This is a genomic window from Bradyrhizobium sp. CCBAU 11386 (assembly GCF_028128955.1).
Classification (GTDB): Bacteria; Pseudomonadota; Alphaproteobacteria; order Rhizobiales; family Xanthobacteraceae; genus Bradyrhizobium.
In genome coordinates this window covers 116,842-132,741 of record NZ_LBKA01000259.1, presented here as the reverse complement: position 1 = coordinate 132,741, position 15,900 = coordinate 116,842, and the positions used below count along the sequence as shown (strand labels likewise).

Genomic DNA, 15,900 nt, shown 5'->3' with positions numbered 1-15,900 from the left:
GCCGGATCAGGCCGGGCGATCCGGCACATTGGCCTGCGCGAAGGTCGCCATGCCGTTGTGAAGGCTACAGGCGAGCCGTACCAGCGGCAGCGCGATGGCAGCGCCCGATCCCTCCCCGAGCCTGAGATCGAGGCTGATCAGCGGCTGCACGTTCAGGGCGCGAAGCATCAGCCGATGCCCCTGCTCCGCCGATTGATGCGACGGCAAAAGGAACGGCTGGCACGACGGATTGAGCCGCACGGCCGCCAGTGCCGCGACCGACACGATGAAGCCGTCGATCAATACAGGGATGCGGCGCTGCGCGGCCGCAATGATGGCGCCGCAGATGGCCGCGATCTCGAGGCCGCCGACGGCGCACAGGATTTTTTCAGGCGACGCAGCCGCAACGCCATGGCGCGCAATCGCGGCATCGATCACGCGCGCCTTGTGCGCACGGCCGGCCGCATCGACGCCGGTCCCGCTGCCCGCGATTTCCTCGGCGCTCACGCCGAGCAGGCTCGCCGCGATCGCCGCCGAGGTCGTGGTGTTGCCGATGCCCATCTCGCCGAAGATCAGAAGATCGGGCTGGCTGGCTTCCGCGCGCGCGACGGCGCGCTGACCGGCTTCGAAGGCGAAGGCCAGCTCGGACGGTGTGAGCGCAGCCTCGACACTGAAATCGCGAGTGCCGCTGCGCGGCTTGTCGATGACGATGCCCGCTACCGCCTCCGGCGCCAACGTGCCGGCGTCAACCACCTCCAGGCTCGAACCAAGCTCACGCGCCAGCACCGAGATAGCCGCCCCACCGGAGGCAAAATTCGCCATCATCGCGATGGTCACTGCTTGCGGATAGGCCGACACGCCTTGCGCGACGATGCCGTGATCACCGGCGAAAATGATGATCGGCACGCGTGCCGCGCGTGGCTGCTTGGTCGCCTGCAGGCCCGCGAGCTCGATCGCGAGCTGCTCGAGCCGGCCGAGCGCGCCCGTCGGCTTCGTCAGTTGCGCCTGCCGCGCGATCGCCGCCTCGCGATGGGCCGCGGAGATATCGGGGCACTTTTGGTAGACCCATTCGGGGAGCATGCTGCCTCGCTTACGGCCTGCGCTTGAGAATGTAGCTGTCCATGATCCAGCCATGCCGCTCGCGCGCCTCCTGCCGCAGCGCGGCGATGCGCGGGCCCACCTCGGCCAGCGCACCGGACATGATGATCTGATCGGGCATGCCGAGATAAGCGCCCCACCAGATGTCGAGCCCGGCCGGATCGAGCGACTTGAACGCGGTGCCGCCATCGAGCATCACGACCACGGTGTCGACGCCCTGCGGCCAGCCGCCCTCACGCAAGCGCCTTCCCGTCGTAACCAGAAAGGGCTCGCCGATGTCGTTGAGCGGCAGCGCATGCGCCGCGCACAGCGCCTGGATCGACGTGATACCGGGAATGACCTCGATCTCCGGCAGGGGATCGAGCCGTCGCGCAATGCGCAGCGAGGAATCGTAGAGCGAAGGATCGCCCCAGATCAGCAGCGCGACCCTGCCGTCACCTTCGAGATGGCTTGCGATTGTCTGCGACCAAATCGCCGCAACCGCATCGTGCCAATCGTCGACGCCCTTGCGGTAGTCCGCCTCGCCCGCATCGCGCACGGGAAGATCGAACTCGGCGATGCGCGTGGTGTCGCTGCTGAGCACATCCGCGCAGATCGTCCGCCTGAGATCGGCGAGATCGGATTTCGCCGTCCCCTTGCGCGGGATCAGGACGAGATCGGCCGCGTTGATGGCGCGGGTCGCGGCGCGCGTGAGCTGCTCGGGATCGCCGCAACCGATGCCTATCAGGGAGAGCGTGAGCATCACGTTCGCGAAGGGCGGCCATCACGGCCGCCCTTTCGCTTGTCTCTCAAGCCGCGTTGTGCAGGCGCGGGGTCACGAGGCCGGGCGCGGTGACGCCGCGCAGCGACTTCGCCAGCGCCAGCACGGCGAGATCGGCCAGCGGCTCGATCACGATGACGAGCGCATACGAGGCCGCGAAGGTCGCGATGTTGACGAGGTTGGTCACGGCAAAACCGGAGCCATAGAGCGCCCAGAACGCCACCCAGGCGATGACGCCGGCCTGATAGGTCGTCGAAAGCGCCAGCGCCTGGCGATACCTGAGATCGACATAGGCGGTGTTGCGGGCAATGATCCGCGTGGCGATCGCCTGGATCGCAAACAGCGGCACCAGCAGCGTGGTGACGTTCATGCCGTATTGCGGCAGGTCGGCCGGCTCGAAGAGCACGCCCTGGAACAGGAGTCCGAGCGCGAGGCCGAAGGCCGCGGGCGCAGCACCGAACAGCAGGAACAAGGTCGAGCCGAGGATGAAGTGCACTTCGGACACGCCGACCGGGAAGTGCGGCAGGATCTCGAAGAAGGTGAACACGAGGCCGGTGGTGGCGAGTGTCCGCGCCGCGAACGACGTGATGCCCTGCTCGCGCACGGTCTCGGCCGCGAGCTTCAGCGCAACGCCGCCTGCGGCGATGCCGGTTGCGTAACTCAACACGAGCTTGGCGCCCGTCACGACTCCGGGTTCGATATGCATGGCTCAAATCCTTCCTGCCGTCACACCCGACGGCCTTGGCCTCAAAACGTGCACGGCCGGTCTCCTGGCTCGCGGTTCAGTGGGGATCTCCGGCCTTCCCGAGCCTTGCGGCCCAGTGGCGGTTCGGAGCCCCTCACCGCTTACAGTCGCGGGGGCGGCTGGGGTTTCGGGCGCCGCAACTGGGTCCGCCCATCCCCATTCCCGATTATGCTCCGGCGCTTTGCGCCGCATCGAGCACCATGCCCGTCCTGTGTGCCCCTTTCGCCAGCCGGGCGTCAAGGGCTGAAGAGCGACGGAAGCCATCATGACGGGTATTCTCCCGCCAGTGCGCCGAACAGGATCACCGCGGCCGTCGAGGCCGCCCCGCCCCGCGCAAGCTGCTCGGCAAGCTCGACAATGGTGGTGCGGACCAGCCGCTCGTCGGGACGCCCGAGGGATTCGGCGAACAGCGCCGGGGTGGTCGGCGCGAGGCCGTGCGCGATCAATTTTGCGGCAAGGGCCGGAAAGGTGCGGCGGCCCATATAGACCACGGTCGTCGCCTCCGGGTCGGCCAGCGCCGCCCAGTTCAGGTTTTGCGGCAACTCGCCGGTGACGTCGGCCCCGGTCACGAACTGCACCCGGCGCGAAGTGTGGCGCCGGGTCAGGGGTATGCCGGCTTGCGCAGCGGCCACGCAGGCCGAGGTGACGCCGGGAACGATCTCGTAGCCGATGCCGGCTTCGCGCAACGTTTCGAGCTCCTCTTCGAGCCGTCCAAAGATGCCGGCATCGCCGGACTTCAACCGCACCACGCGCGCGCCAGTCGCGGCATAGTCGACCAGCAGGCGGTTGACGTGATGCTGCTTGGTCGAGGGCCGCCCGGCCCGCTTCCCGACCGCAACGAGATTGGCGCCTGGACGGGCGAGATCGAGGATCGCGCCGGACGCGAGGTCGTCATAGAGCACGACGTCGGCCTCGCGTAACCGCGCGGCCCCCCTAAGCGTGAGAAGCTCGGGGTCGCCGGGACCGGCAGAGATGAAGGAGACAAAACCGCTCACCGGTCCTCCGCGATCAAATGGAAGAACGTGCCGGTGGCATTGCCCCGGCGCGAACCGGTCTCGGCGATGACCGCACCGGTCGCGTCATGCACGACCGCGAGCGGCGTGTCGGGCTGGGCGGCAATCGTCGAATAGTGGAACTCATGGCCGCGCAGGCGTGCGCCGGCGCGATGTCCCGGCATCGGCGCGGCGAGTTCGGCGAGACGATAGCCCAGATGCATGCGGCGCTTGGCAAAGCTGGTCTCCAGGCCGAGCAGGCCCGCCATCTCATGGCAGACACCGTCGGCATCGGTCAAAGCGGTTCCCAGCACCATATAGCCTCCGCATTCACCGTGCACGGGTCGCGTCTCGGCGAAGGCGCGCAGGCCGCTGCGAAAGCGCGCGTTGGCCGCGATCTTCCCGGCATGAAGCTCGGGATAGCCGCCGGGCAGCCAGCAGACATCGGCGCTCGCGTCGGGCGCTTCATCGGCAAGCGGCGAGAAGGTCGAGATGTCGGCGCCCGCCGCGCGCCAGGCTTCCAGCATATGCGGGTAGACGAAGGAGAACGCGGCATCGCGCGCAAGCGCAATGCGCTGCCCGGGCGGCGTCACGTTCACCCCGTTCGCAGCGGGTTGCGGCGACCAGCTGGCTGCCGATCGCAACACCGCATCGAGATCGACATGCTCGGCGACGAAGCGCGCGGCCTCGTCGATCAGCTTGCCGATCTCGGCCTGCTCCTCGGCCTGCACCAGGCCGAGATGCCGCTTCGGCAGGTTGATCTCGGCATGGCGCGGCAGCGCGCCGAACACCGCAATGCCGGCGTCGTCGAGCGCACGCCGTACGAGATCTTCATGGCGCTGGCTGGCGACCCGGTTGAGCGCGACGCCGGCAAGGCGCACGCCAGGACGGTAGTCGCGGAGGCCCGCCGCGATCGCCGCGGCCGTCTGCGCTTGTCCCGAGGGATCGATCACCAGCAGCACCGGCCAGCCCAGCATCTCCGCAATGTCGGCGGTGGCGCCGGTACCCGAGACGCCACGCGCGGCGACGCCGTCGAACAGACCCATCGAACCTTCTGCGAGGACAACGTCAGCGTCCGCGCCGCGGCTGACGAGATGGCTGATCGTCGCCCGATCCATCGCCCAGCTATCGACATTGACGGAGGCGCGGCCCGTAGCGGCCGCGTGAAAGGCGGGATCGATATAGTCGGGCCCGCTCTTGAAGCACTGCACGTTCAATCCGCGATTGCGCCAGGCGCGCGCGAGCGCCAGCGTCAGCGTCGTCTTGCCGACACCGGAGGCAGGCGCGGAGATGACGAGCCCTACCGGCATCAGGAGGCCTCCGAAAAGCGCGGCTCGGCTCCGACCGGCCGATAGCGGCGATCGTAATCGGCGGCATAGAGACGGCTCTCGTCGAAATCAGCCGAGCCCAATGTCTTGCCGACCAGAATGAGCGCGGTGCGCTCCATCTCGCTGCCGACAGCCGCATCGAGCGTTGCAAGCGTGGCGCGGACGATGCGTTGGTCCGGCCAGCTTGCGCGCCAGACCACGGCGACCGGGCAGTCCGCGCCGTAGTGAGGCATCAGCTCCGCAATCACCTGGTCGAGCAGATGGATCGAAAGGTGAATGGCAAGTACGGCGCCGGTGGCGGCGAAGGCGGCGAGCTTCTCGCCCTCGGGCATCGCGCTGGCGCGCCCCGGCGTACGCGTCAGCACGACGGTCTGTGCGAGCCCGGGCAAAGTCAACTCCGCTTCGAGCGCGGCCGCGGCGGCGGAGAAGGACGGAACGCCGGGCGTCACGGTGAAGGAAATGTCGAGCGCACGGAGACGACGGAGCTGCTCGCCCATCGCCGACCAGATCGAGAGATCGCCGGAATGCAGGCGCGCGACGTCCTTGCCGTCGGCATGCGCGGCGGCGATCTCCGCGATGATCTCGTCGAGCGACAACGGTGCCGTGTTGACGATGCGCGCGCCCGGCGGGCAATGCGTCAGCACGCCCTCGGGCACCAGCGAGCCGGCATAGAGGCAGACCGGACAGGCCGCGATCAGGTCGCGCCCGCGCAACGTCAGCAGATCGGGAGCGCCTGGCCCGGCGCCGATGAAATGCACCGTCATGCGCCGTCTCCTTCCGCGATTGCGGCCGTCGCGGTGCGATCCTGCGAGACCGCCCGGGTCGCAATCAATCGGGCGCGAGGGCCGGCCGCAGCGAGTGCCGCGGCTTCGGCGACCGATCCCGTGCCGAACTTTTCCGTGATGAGTTTTGACTGCGTCGGCGTGTCGATGCCGGCAAGCACATCGGGCGGCACCGCCTTGATCGGCACACCGCATTCGCGCGCGAGCTGCTTCAATGCCTCCGCGTCGGCTTTGTCGCTGACGGTCGCCACCGCCGCAAGGCCCGCGGGACCGCCGGCCGCCAGCAGCGCCTCACGCAGCGAAGCCAGCGTGACATCCCGCCTGAATCCGAGCCCGGCAACCTTCATCGGACCGCACTCCACTGCACCACGGGACGCGCCGCCTCCCAGGACCGGTAGCGGCCGAGCGGGCCGGCATGGGCGATCTCGACCCGCATCAGCTCGCCGCCGTGGCGCCGGTGCAGTTCGCCAAGCAGCGCTTCCGTCTCCAGCGTCACCGCATGCGCAACGAGCCGTGTGCCCGGCGCAAGGAGCGGCCATATGGCGTCGAACATCGCGCCATCGAGACCACCGCCGATGAAGACGGCATCCGGCGCGTCCAGCCCAGCAAGAGCTTCGGGCGCGCTGCCTGTGACAACAGCGATCCGATGCGCCAATCCGAACGCCGACGCATTGCTGCGGATATTCGCGGCGCGATCCTCGCGCACCTCGATTGCCGTCGCCGTCCCGCCGCAGAGCGCCCACTCGACCGAGATCGAGCCCGAACCTGCGCCGATATCCCACAACCGCTCGCCCGGGCGCGGTGCCAGCGCCGAAAGCGCGAGCGCACGTACCGGCCGCTTGGTGATCTGGCCGTCATGGGCAAAGAGATCGTCTGAAAGTCCTGCGCTGCGAGGAATGCCCTGAGCTCCCCTCGCCTCCACGGCCACCGCGACCAGGTTTCCGGCGAGATCGCCGGCAAAGCCATCGGCGCGATGCTCCTTGATGCTTTCGCGCGGTCCGCCCAGCGCGACGAGCGTCCAGAATGCCGAGGCGCCCCATCCGCGCTCGCTCAGCCACTTTGCGAGGTCTCCCGCGGCCTTGCCGTCTCGCACGAGGCAAATGATGCGCGCGCCAGGTGCAAGGTGCGGCACGAGGCGCTCGAAGGGCGCAGCATGCAGACCGAGGCAGGCAACGGCTTCGAGGCGCCAGCCGAGCCGCGCGGCGGCAAGCGAGAATGTCGACGGCGCCGAATGTGCGACCCACTCGCCCGCCTCGAGCTTCTCGGCAAGGCTTGCGCCGGCGCCGTGCCAGAACGGATCGCCAGAGGCGAGCACCACCGTCGGCCGGCCGCGGCGGCTGAGCACGACCTCCGCATCGAACGGCACCGGCCACGGGTGGCCGTGCCCGGTCACACCCGCAAGCGCGAGGTGACGCTCGCCGCCGAAGACGGTTTCGGCTTCACGCAGCGCCTTTCGGCTTGCCTCGGACAGCCCGGCAAGGCCATCTTCGCCGATACCGATGATGGTCAGCCAGGGATCAGCCATGACACGCGCCCTCATTCTGGGCGGAACGAGCGATGCAAGCCAGCTTGCGGCGGAGATCGCGCGCGCCGGGCTTGATGCCGTCTATTCCTATGGCGGCCGCACCCGTGCGCCTGCCGAGCAGCCGCTGCCGACCCGCATCGGCGGCTTTGGTGGCGTGAGCGGGCTCGCCGATTACATGCGCCGCGAAGGCATCACGCATGTGATCGACGCGACGCATCCCTTTGCCGCCGAGATGAGCCGCAACGCCGTCGCGGCGTGCGCGGAAACGGGCACGCCGTTGATCGCGCTCGAACGCACCCCCTGGGCCAAGACGCCCGGTGACAACTGGATCGAGGTCGCCGACGTCAATGCCGCGGTCGCCGCTTTGCCCGAGTTGCCGGCAAAAGTGTTTCTCGCCATCGGCCGCCAGCACATCGCGCCGTTTGCGACCAAGCCGCAGCACGCCTACACGCTGCGCTTCGTCGATCCGCCCGACGCGCCGCTGCCCTTCGCCGCGGACGTGATTGTGTCGCGCGGACCGTTCACGCTCGATGGCGAGCTGAACATGCTGCGCACGCGCGGCATCATGTGGATCGTCGCCCGCAATTCCGGTGGCGATGGCGCGCGCGCCAAGATCGACGCGGCCCGCACGCGCGACCTGCCCGTGATCATGATCGCGCGGCCGGAGTTGCCCGGGCGCCAGCGGGTCGAGAGCGTGGCCGAGATCATGCAGTGGCTCGGTCATCGCACCTGCCTCGGCGCATAGACCCAACGGCCGACACGGCGCGTCTGCGAGTTACCGACGATCACCAGCGTGCGCATGTCGGCCATCTCGGACCGCGCGTCGTTGAGCGTGACGGTCTCGATCTTCTCGTCGGATGCGCTGATCGCGCGCGCAAAGATCACGAGCCGCTCGCCGCAGCCGGCGTCCTTCAGCACCGCAAGCGCTCGGCCAAAGCCTTCCGGCCGGCTCGCCGAACGCGGATTGTACAGCGCGATGGCAAAATCGGCTTCCGCCGCCAGCCGCAGGCGCTTCTCGATCAGCGCCCATGGCTTGAGATTGTCGGAGAGATTGATCGCGCAGAAATCATGGCCGAGCGGCGCGCCGGCCCGTGCGGCCGCCGCCAGCATTGCAGTGATGCCGGGCAGTACGCGGATCGGGAGTTCGCGATATTGCGGCGCCAGTTCGAGCGCCTCGAATACGGCCGACGCCATCGCGAACACGCCGGGGTCGCCGGAGGAGACGACGACGACCTGCCCGCCTTCGGCGGCCAGACGCAACGCCTCGCGCGCGCGTTGCAGCTCCTCGCGGTTGTCGGATGGATGCAGCGTGAGCCCCGGTCGCGGCGGCACGCGCGCGACATAGGGCGCGTAGCCCAGAATATCCGTCGCGGAGGCCAGAGCGGCGGAGACCTCGGGCGTCACTAGCGCGTCACTGCCCGGCCCGAGGCCCGCGATGGTCAGCGTGCCCGTCATTCGGCGGCGTCCAGATGCCGGCCCTTGCCATGCACGAGCACGATCGCGAAATAGGGGCAGTCGGCGGCATCGATCTCGGCGAGCCGCGCGACGCGCTCGCCCGGCATGGTGCCGCGCTCGACCAGCCAGGCATCGTCGAGCCGGCCGGCGGAAGCGAGCGCGCGCCGCACTTTCGCAAGATTGCGGCCGGTCTTCATGATGACCAGCGCATCGGAGTCCCGCATGCGGCGCTCGAGCTCGTCCTCCGCGAGCGTGCCCATCAATACCGTCGTCACGTCATCGCCGAGCGCGATCGGCTGTCCCACGGCATTCCAGCAGCCGACCATGCCGGGAATGCCGGCGATCACCTCGATCTCGACGCGTCCCTGCAAGCGCGTGTGCAGATGCATGAAGGAGCCATAGAAATAGGGATCGCCCTCGCAGAGCACGACCACGTCGACCGCGCGCGCCAGCCGCGCCAGGCGCTCGGCCCATTCGTCGTAGAAGCCCGCGAGCAGCTGGACATATTCGGCGCTGTCGAAGGCGATCTCGGTCGTAACCGGGTATTCCATGGGATATTCGGTGACGTCGCCGGCGAGCATGCCCTCGACGATACGGCGCGCCTGGCCCGGCCGACCCTTCTTGCGGAAATAGGCCACGTGCTGGGCGCCGCGCACGGTGCGATCGGCGCGCACGCTCATCATATCGGGATCACCGGGGCCGAGACCGCAGCAGATGATGCGTCCCATTCTATTCGCTCCGGCTCGCCAGCGCATTCACGGCGGCAACGGTGATCGCGGAGCCGCCGAGACGGCCCTCGACCGTCAGCGCCGGCACCGGCGGATCGGCCATCAGCGCAGCCTTGGATTCGGCCGCGCCGACGAAGCCGACGGGGCAGCCGATGATCGCCGCCGGCCGCGGGCAGTCGCGGTCCTCCAGCATGTTGAGGAGATGAAACAGCGCGGTCGGCGCGTTGCCGATCGCGACGATCGCGCCACCCAGATGCGGCCGCCACAGCTCAAGCGCCGCGGCCGAACGCGTGTTGCGCATGGATTGCGCCAGTGCCGGGACCGCAGCATCGCCTAGCGTGCAGATGACGGCATTGGCCGCGGGAAGTCGCGCGCGCGTAATTCCCTCGGAGACCATGCGCGCATCGCACAGGATCGGCGCTCCCTTCTGCAACGCCGCACGCGCGGCGGTCGCCATGCCTGATGTGAAGCGGACATGCGCTTCCAGGCCCACCATGCCGGCGGCATGGATCATCCGCACGACGACCTGTTCCTCATCGGGCGTGAAACGCGCAAGATCGGCCTCGGCCCGGATGGTCGCAAAGGATTGCCGGTAGATCGCCGCACCGTCGGTCTCGTAGATATGCGGCATCAGTGCCCTCCCATCAGGATGGAGGGATTGCCGACGATGTCGTCGCGGTTCAGGCCGCGCAGGATGGGCTCGTCGCGCGTCGACCCGCCGCGCACGAGATCGAAGCCGGCGCCGGTCGCGACCAGCGTAATCGCGGCCGCACCGGAATGAGCGCAGCCCTTGGCGCAGCCGGAGACGTGAAGCCGTGCGGCGGCGCCGATGTTCGGGGCGAGCGCTGCCGCCAGCGCGCGGGTATCGGCATGCGCCTCGCGGCAGCGCGGCGCGCCGCTACAGGCGATGACCCGTAGCGCCGGGTCGTAGGCCTCGGTGATGAGACCGGCCGTGGACGGCATCGTCCGCTTGCCTTCGCTCAGAACCATCCGCCACGGCGTCATGCGCAGCGCATGTCCGCAGCCGGCGAACCGGTTGAGCGTCGCATGCTGCATTTGCCCAAAGGCGACACCGACCATCGCGCCCTGCGGATAAAGGCCGGGACGCGCCGCAGCCATGATCGGCACCGGCTCGGCCTCGCCGCGCAACGCGTCAGGCAGGGCCGCGCCAGCAGCAAGATGTGTCGCCATCCGCCCTCGCCCGCCCGTGGCACCGCCTGATGTCACGAACCAATTTGCGAGCGCGAGCGCGGCGGTCACAGCCTCGCCGCGTCCAACGGAACGGCCGAGGCTGGCGCCATTGGCCCGCACCAGCAGTCCGCCGGCGCGGTCCCGCTCGATCCGCACATCCGCGGAATCGCCGGCAAGCACGCGCGAAGTGCCGTCATCGATGGCAAAGCCGAACTTCGTCGGAAGCGCGAGCGCGCTGTTCTCGAGCGCCTCCTCGAGCTCGGCGGCGAGCGCCTGGGTCTCGTCACCCGCGCGCCAGAACGGCGTCACCAGAATGTTGCGCCGGGATTCGGTGTCGGCGTCGGGATCGAGCAGTGCCAGTTGCGAAAGACCGTCGAGCAGCAGCCGGTGGCTGCTTTCGCTGACGCCTCTGATCTGGAGATTGGCGCGGCTGGTGACATCGATCAGGCCGTTGCCATGGCGTTCGGCCAGACGCGCCAGTCCGGAGATCTGCGCCGCATCGAGCCGGCCGCCGAACGGGCGCACGCGGACCACGAGCCCGTCGCCCGATTGCATCGGCCGCAGCGCGCCGGGGCACCAGCCCTTGACCCTGGCCGCACTCATGACGCCTCCCGCAACGCCGCCGCGATCGAATTGCGACGCGTTCGCCAGAGTGAAGCCTCGTGCAGACGGGTGAAGCACGTCTCCATCGCGGCGAGCGCCGCAGGATTTTCGCGGGTCATGAAGGCGCGGACGTCGTCGTTGCCGAGCGTCGCATCGTAATAGAGATCGAACAGATGCGGCGGTACGGCGTCCGCCAGATGGGCGAAGGCGGCCATGTGCTCGAGTGTGGCGGTGATCTCTGCCGCGCCGCGAAAACCGTGGCGCATCATACCGGCGATCCAGGCCGGATTGGCCGCACGCGCGCGGACCACGCGTGAGATTTCCTCGGTCAGCGTGCGCGCATGCGGCTGGTCGGGACGCGTCGCGTCGAGATGATAGAGCGACGGCGCATTCGCGCCGAGATGCGCGGCTGCCGCCGCAACGCCGGCTTCATGCGCGGCATAGTCGGCTGCGAGCAGAAGATCGGTCTCCGGCAAGTCCTGGACATGAACGAAAGCATCGGCCGAGGCGAGCCGCTTTTCGATGCCGGCGCGATCGGGCTTGATCGCGCCGTCTGCCGAGAACGCCCACGACGATGCCGACAGCCAGGCTTCGCCGGCCGCATCGCGCGTCTCGGGCGTGAAGGCATCAGGGATCGCCGAGAGGCCGACGCCGTATTGCCCGGGGCGCGGCGCGAACACGCGGGACGCACGGTGGCGATACGGATTCTCGTCGCCCTCCTCCTCGCGCGCGGCGAGCGCCTCGGCCGCAGCTTCGAACAATTGCGCAAGGCCGGAGAAGACATCGCGGAACAGGCCCGACACCCGCAGCGTGACGTCGATGCGAGGGCGCCCGAGCTCGGCCGGCGCGATGATGTCATAGCCGGTCACACGGCCGGAGGCGTGATCCCAGCGCGGTGCAAGCCCCGCCAGATGCAGCGCCATCGCGAACTCTTCGCCGGCGGTCCGCATCGTCGCCGAGCCCCAGAGATCGACCACGAGGCCCTTCGGCCAGTCGCCGTGATCCTGCAAGTGGCGGCGAAGCAGCTCTTCCGCGAGCTTGATGCCTTGCGCATGCGCCGACGGCGTCGGCACGGCGCGCGGATCGACGGCAAAGAGATTGCGTCCCGTCGGCAGCACGTCCTGGCGCCCGCGATAGGGTGACCCTGACGGCCCCGGTGCAATGCGCTTCCCCGCAAGTGCGGCACGCAGCGCGTTCCGTTCCGCTTCGCCGCAGGCGCCGCGGCCGAACACGTGCAGGCCGTCGCCGAACTGGCTTTCCTTGAGATCGCAGACAAAGCGATCGATCCGCGGGATCGCCTCGGCTGGTGCTGCCGATGCATCGAGGCCGAGATCGTCCTCCAGTCCGGCCACGCGCGCCTCCTCCCGGATCGCGGCGATCAGACGCTGGCGGCGGGCGGGATCGAGACCATCGGCCGTCGAATATTCGTCGAGGAGCTGTTCAAGCCGGCGCAAGCCTTCCGGCACGGCCGAGCTTGCCAGCGGCGGCGGCAGATGGCCGATGGTGACGGCGCCGATGCGCCGCTTGGCCTGCGCGGCCTCGCCGGGGTCGTTGACGATGAAGGGATAGATGACAGGCAGATCGCCGATCAGGGCTTCCGGCCAGCAGCTCGATGACAGCGCCACGGATTTTCCGGGCAGCCATTCAAGCGTGCCATGCGCGCCCATGTGCACGACAGCATCAACGGCCTGCTCGCGGAGCCAGAGATAGAACGCGACATAGGCGTGGCGTGGCGTGCGGGCGAGATCGTGATAGTCGGCGTCGCGCGTGGTTGCATCGCCGCGTTCCGGCTGAACCGCGATGATCGACTTGCCGCACTGGATCGCGGCGAAGTGGAATGCGCCGTCGCGGCAGCCCGGATCGCTCTCAGGCGCGCCCCAGGCCTGCGCGAGATCATCCTGCAAGGGTTGCGGAAGGCGCGAGAGCGCCGCGCGATAATTGGCGAGGCCCCAGGTGAGTTGCTGTCTCAGCAGCGTCTCGCCGAGCGCATGAACCGGTGCGACACAGAAGCCAGTCTCCGCGAGATCTGACACCAAGGCTTCGACCGAGGCCAACGCGTCGAGACCCACCGCGTGCGCGATCTGGTGCGGGCGGCCCGGATAGTTCGAGAGCACGATCGCCAGCCGCTTCTCGCCGGCCGGCTTCACCGCAAGCTTCCGCCAAGCCGCGACACGTGCGGCAACGGCCTTCACGCATTGCTCGTCAGCTCGATGCGCAAGGTGCGAAAACTGCAAATCAGGATCACGTTCCGCAGCCGACTTAAAACTCACCACGCCCGCGAACAGGCGACCGTCGACCTCGGGCAGCACCACATGCATCGCAAGATCGCCGGGCGACAGGCCGCGCAGCGACTCCGCCCAATCTTCGCGACGCGCCGTGGAGAGCGCGACCTGGAACACGGGACACGATGCCGCATCGAACGGTGTCGTGCCGTCGTCGCCGACCGCGGAGAACGCGGTCGCATTGACGATCGCGGCCGGAGGATCTTGCGCAAGATGCGCCCCCAGCCAGTCCGCAACGCCCGCTGCCTTCAAAGAGATGACGAATACGCCATACGCGTCAAACCCCTTCTCGCGCAGCGCGGCAATCAGCGCGTCGACCGGGCCGGTGTCCGCGGCGGTGAGGTACGAGCGATAGAACGTCACCAGCGCGCGCGGTTTCCCCTCGCCGTCCCGCATCGCCGCGATGACGCCGCGGGCGGGATCGTAGAAGCCCATCTCGGGCACGGTCATCTCGCCGACGACCGGACCGGCATAGAGTCCCGAAGCCAGCGCAAGCTGCGCGATCGCCGCTTGCGCCGCGACCGGACCACCGGTGTCGCAGAGCACCTTCAACCGGCGCAGCGTCGAGACCGGCAGGGTTGAGTATGCATCGAGCCGTGTGTCGTCGCGGCCATCGGCCGGCAGCACCGCGAGCACGATACCGCGCGCCTTCGCGAGTTGCTGGAGAGCCGCGAGGCCGTAGGGCCAATAGGACTCACCGCCGATCAGGCGGACCAGAATGCCGCGTGCCTGGGCCAGCGTGCGCTCGATATAGGTGTCGACCGACAACGGATGACGCAGCTCCGCGAGATTGGCGAGCCGCAGCGACGGCAGGCTGTCGCGGCCTCGGCGCCAGCCGGCCGCGAACGCGGCGAGATCGGAATCCGAGTACGAGAGCACCACGAGATCGGCCGGGTCCTGGCCGATGTCCCTTGGCGTCGCGGTCTCTTCCAGACCGCGGCTCTCGCGGAAGACGACGTGCATCAGATGCCAGATCCTGAAAGACCAAGTCCCGCTCTTATCGCGGCCTCGTCGATATCGCCGTGCTCGCCGATCACAACGAGCTTTGACTGCCGCGCGATCGCGCCCCAGGGCTTGTCGAACTGGTGACGCACGCGCTCGCCGACGGCCTGGAGCAGCAGGCGCATCGGCTTGCCCGCGACCGCGATGTAACCCTTGGCACGAAGCACGTTCTGCTCGCGCGCCAGACGCTGAACCGAGGCGACCAGCACATCGATATCCGCCACCTCCGGAAGGTCGATCACGACGGAGGCAAAGTCGTCGTGCTCATGCTCCTCTTCGCCGTCGTGATGCGACGGGCGGGCGGCGAGATCATTCTCGGCGGCGGCACCGAGACCGAGGATGACGCGCGCATCGATCGCGCCATCGGTAACGGGAAGCATCGGCACGCGGCGCGGCATCTCTGCGGTGATGGCAGCCTTGGCCGCTTCGAGTCCCGCCGGGCCGGCAAGATCGGCCTTGGTCAGCAGCACGATGTCGGCGCAGGCGATCTGGTCCTCGAACACTTCCGACAGCGGCGTCTCGTGATCGATATTTTCGTCCGCCGCACGCTGCGCTTCCACTGCGGCCGGATCCGGCGCAAAGCGACCGGCGGCGACGGCCTCGGCATCGGCCAACGCAATCACGCCGTCCACCGTGATGCGCGAGCGGATCTCCGGCCAGTCGAACGCCTTGAGCAAAGGCTTGGGCAGCGCGAGGCCCGAGGTCTCGATCAGGATATGATCGGGTCTGACGGGCCGCGCCAGCAACAGTTCCATGGTCGGGATGAAATCGTCGGCAACGGTGCAGCAGATGCAGCCATTGGCGAGCTCGACGATGTTTTCCTCCGGGCAATTGGCATCGGCGCAGGACTTCAGGATCTGGCCGTCGACACCCTCGCTGCCGAACTCGTTAACGAGCACCGCGAGCTTCTTGCCGTTGGGGTTGGCGAGCAGATGCTGGATCAGCGTCGTCTTGCCGGAGCCGAGAAAGCCGGTCACCACCGTGACCGGGACTTTTGCGAGCGAATTCATTCGGCGGCCTCCGGCACGACGGCAATGGGGGGAATGCGGGCAAGCGACTGCTTGCGGAAGATCTCGGGACGGCTGCGCCAGGGCACGAGACCGTCGGGCGCGGCCGAATAGGCCGCGGCGCCCGCGATCACGTCGCGCGCGTTGGCATCCGACAGGCGGCCATAGACATAGGACCAGCGGCCGGGCGCGCTCAGCGCGACCGAGCAGCCCTGGCTGCATGCCGACAGGCATTCGACGGGAACGACATTGACACCATCGGGCACGCCGGCGTCGACGATCGCACCGTGAAGGCGCTTGCCCGGCGTGACTTCGCCCTCGCCAAGCGTCTCGCCGGCGCGGCAGGTAATGCAGACGTGAAGTGTGACGGTCATCGCCTCTTCCAGAATAAACAGCGGGAGGCGAAGAGGCCCACGAACCGGT

General features: G+C 68.5%; 16 protein-coding genes and 1 riboswitch. Of the genes, 1 reads left to right on the top strand and 15 read right to left on the bottom strand.

The features are described from left to right. Positions 1-6: 6 nt before the first annotated feature. From cobT to cbiT, 8 genes are all read right to left on the bottom strand, one after another. Positions 7-1,059, bottom strand: coding sequence for a nicotinate-nucleotide--dimethylbenzimidazole phosphoribosyltransferase (cobT, locus tag XI09_RS41185; protein WP_271572028.1), 1,053 nt, complete (start codon positions 1,057-1,059; stop codon positions 7-9). 10 nt (positions 1,060-1,069) lie between these two features. Beyond that, entirely contained in the window at positions 1,070-1,819 is a 750-nt protein-coding gene (cobF, locus tag XI09_RS41180) for a precorrin-6A synthase (deacetylating) (protein WP_271572027.1), read from the bottom strand. A 46-nt stretch (positions 1,820-1,865) separates the two neighbouring features. Continuing rightward, positions 1,866-2,543, bottom strand: coding sequence for an energy-coupling factor ABC transporter permease (locus XI09_RS41175; protein WP_271572026.1), 678 nt, complete (start codon positions 2,541-2,543; stop codon positions 1,866-1,868). Between the two features lie 37 nt (positions 2,544-2,580). Continuing rightward, positions 2,581-2,800: riboswitch (cobalamin riboswitch) on the bottom strand. 45 nt (positions 2,801-2,845) lie between these two features. Beyond that, positions 2,846-3,577, bottom strand: a complete 732-nt coding sequence (gene cobA, locus XI09_RS41170) for a uroporphyrinogen-III C-methyltransferase (RefSeq protein WP_271572025.1) — start codon at positions 3,575-3,577, stop codon at positions 2,846-2,848. After that, complete coding sequence (locus tag XI09_RS41165) at positions 3,574-4,884, bottom strand: cobyrinate a,c-diamide synthase (protein ID WP_271572024.1); 1,311 nt, start codon at positions 4,882-4,884, stop codon at positions 3,574-3,576. The genes cobA and XI09_RS41165 overlap by 4 nt, the downstream gene beginning before the upstream one ends. Continuing rightward, the gene (gene cobM / locus XI09_RS41160) at positions 4,884-5,666 is read right to left on the bottom strand and encodes a precorrin-4 C(11)-methyltransferase (protein WP_271572023.1); all 783 of its coding nucleotides are present in this window, start codon (positions 5,664-5,666) and stop codon (positions 4,884-4,886) included. The genes XI09_RS41165 and cobM overlap by 1 nt, the downstream gene beginning before the upstream one ends. Continuing rightward, positions 5,663-6,031 (bottom strand): cobalamin biosynthesis protein, encoded by a 369-nt coding sequence (locus XI09_RS41155; RefSeq protein ID WP_271572022.1) that lies wholly within the window; start codon positions 6,029-6,031, stop codon positions 5,663-5,665. The genes cobM and XI09_RS41155 overlap by 4 nt, the downstream gene beginning before the upstream one ends. Next, positions 6,028-7,209, bottom strand: coding sequence for a precorrin-6Y C5,15-methyltransferase (decarboxylating) subunit CbiT (cbiT, locus tag XI09_RS41150; protein ID WP_271572021.1), 1,182 nt, complete (start codon positions 7,207-7,209; stop codon positions 6,028-6,030). The genes XI09_RS41155 and cbiT overlap by 4 nt, the downstream gene beginning before the upstream one ends. On the opposite strand from cbiT, the gene XI09_RS41145 reads away from it, so the two are divergent. Beyond that, positions 7,208-7,954, top strand: a complete 747-nt coding sequence (locus tag XI09_RS41145) for a cobalt-precorrin-6A reductase (RefSeq protein WP_271572020.1) — start codon at positions 7,208-7,210, stop codon at positions 7,952-7,954. The genes cbiT and XI09_RS41145 overlap by 2 nt on opposite strands. Here XI09_RS41145 and cobJ read toward each other — a convergent pair. From cobJ to XI09_RS41110, 7 genes are read right to left on the bottom strand one after another with little or no spacing between them, the layout of a single operon-like run. Beyond that, positions 7,930-8,664: a precorrin-3B C(17)-methyltransferase gene (gene cobJ, locus XI09_RS41140; RefSeq protein WP_271572019.1), complete on the bottom strand. Its 735-nt coding sequence runs from the start codon at positions 8,662-8,664 to the stop codon at positions 7,930-7,932. The two genes, XI09_RS41145 and cobJ, sit on opposite strands and share 25 nt — an antisense overlap. After that, entirely contained in the window at positions 8,661-9,392 is a 732-nt protein-coding gene (locus XI09_RS41135) for a precorrin-2 C(20)-methyltransferase (protein ID WP_271572018.1), read from the bottom strand. The genes cobJ and XI09_RS41135 overlap by 4 nt, the downstream gene beginning before the upstream one ends. A gap of 1 nt (position 9,393) precedes the next feature. Beyond that, positions 9,394-10,023 carry a precorrin-8X methylmutase gene (locus tag XI09_RS41130; protein ID WP_271572017.1) on the bottom strand — a complete coding sequence of 210 codons (630 nt, stop codon included), beginning with the start codon at positions 10,021-10,023 and terminating at the stop codon, positions 9,394-9,396. After that, a complete protein-coding gene (cobG, locus tag XI09_RS41125) occupies positions 10,023-11,186 on the bottom strand; it encodes a precorrin-3B synthase (RefSeq protein WP_271572016.1) in 1,164 nt (387 codons plus the stop codon). The genes XI09_RS41130 and cobG overlap by 1 nt, the downstream gene beginning before the upstream one ends. Further along, on the bottom strand, positions 11,183-14,431 hold the full coding sequence (gene cobN / locus XI09_RS41120; RefSeq protein WP_271572015.1) for a cobaltochelatase subunit CobN: 3,249 nt from the start codon (positions 14,429-14,431) through the stop codon (positions 11,183-11,185). The genes cobG and cobN overlap by 4 nt, the downstream gene beginning before the upstream one ends. Next, the gene (gene cobW / locus XI09_RS41115; protein WP_271572014.1) at positions 14,431-15,480 is read right to left on the bottom strand and encodes a cobalamin biosynthesis protein CobW; all 1,050 of its coding nucleotides are present in this window, start codon (positions 15,478-15,480) and stop codon (positions 14,431-14,433) included. Before cobW ends, cobN begins: the two co-directional genes overlap by 1 nt. Beyond that, positions 15,477-15,851, bottom strand: coding sequence for a DUF1636 domain-containing protein (locus XI09_RS41110; protein WP_271572013.1), 375 nt, complete (start codon positions 15,849-15,851; stop codon positions 15,477-15,479). The genes cobW and XI09_RS41110 overlap by 4 nt, the downstream gene beginning before the upstream one ends. Positions 15,852-15,900: the final 49 nt, after the last annotated feature.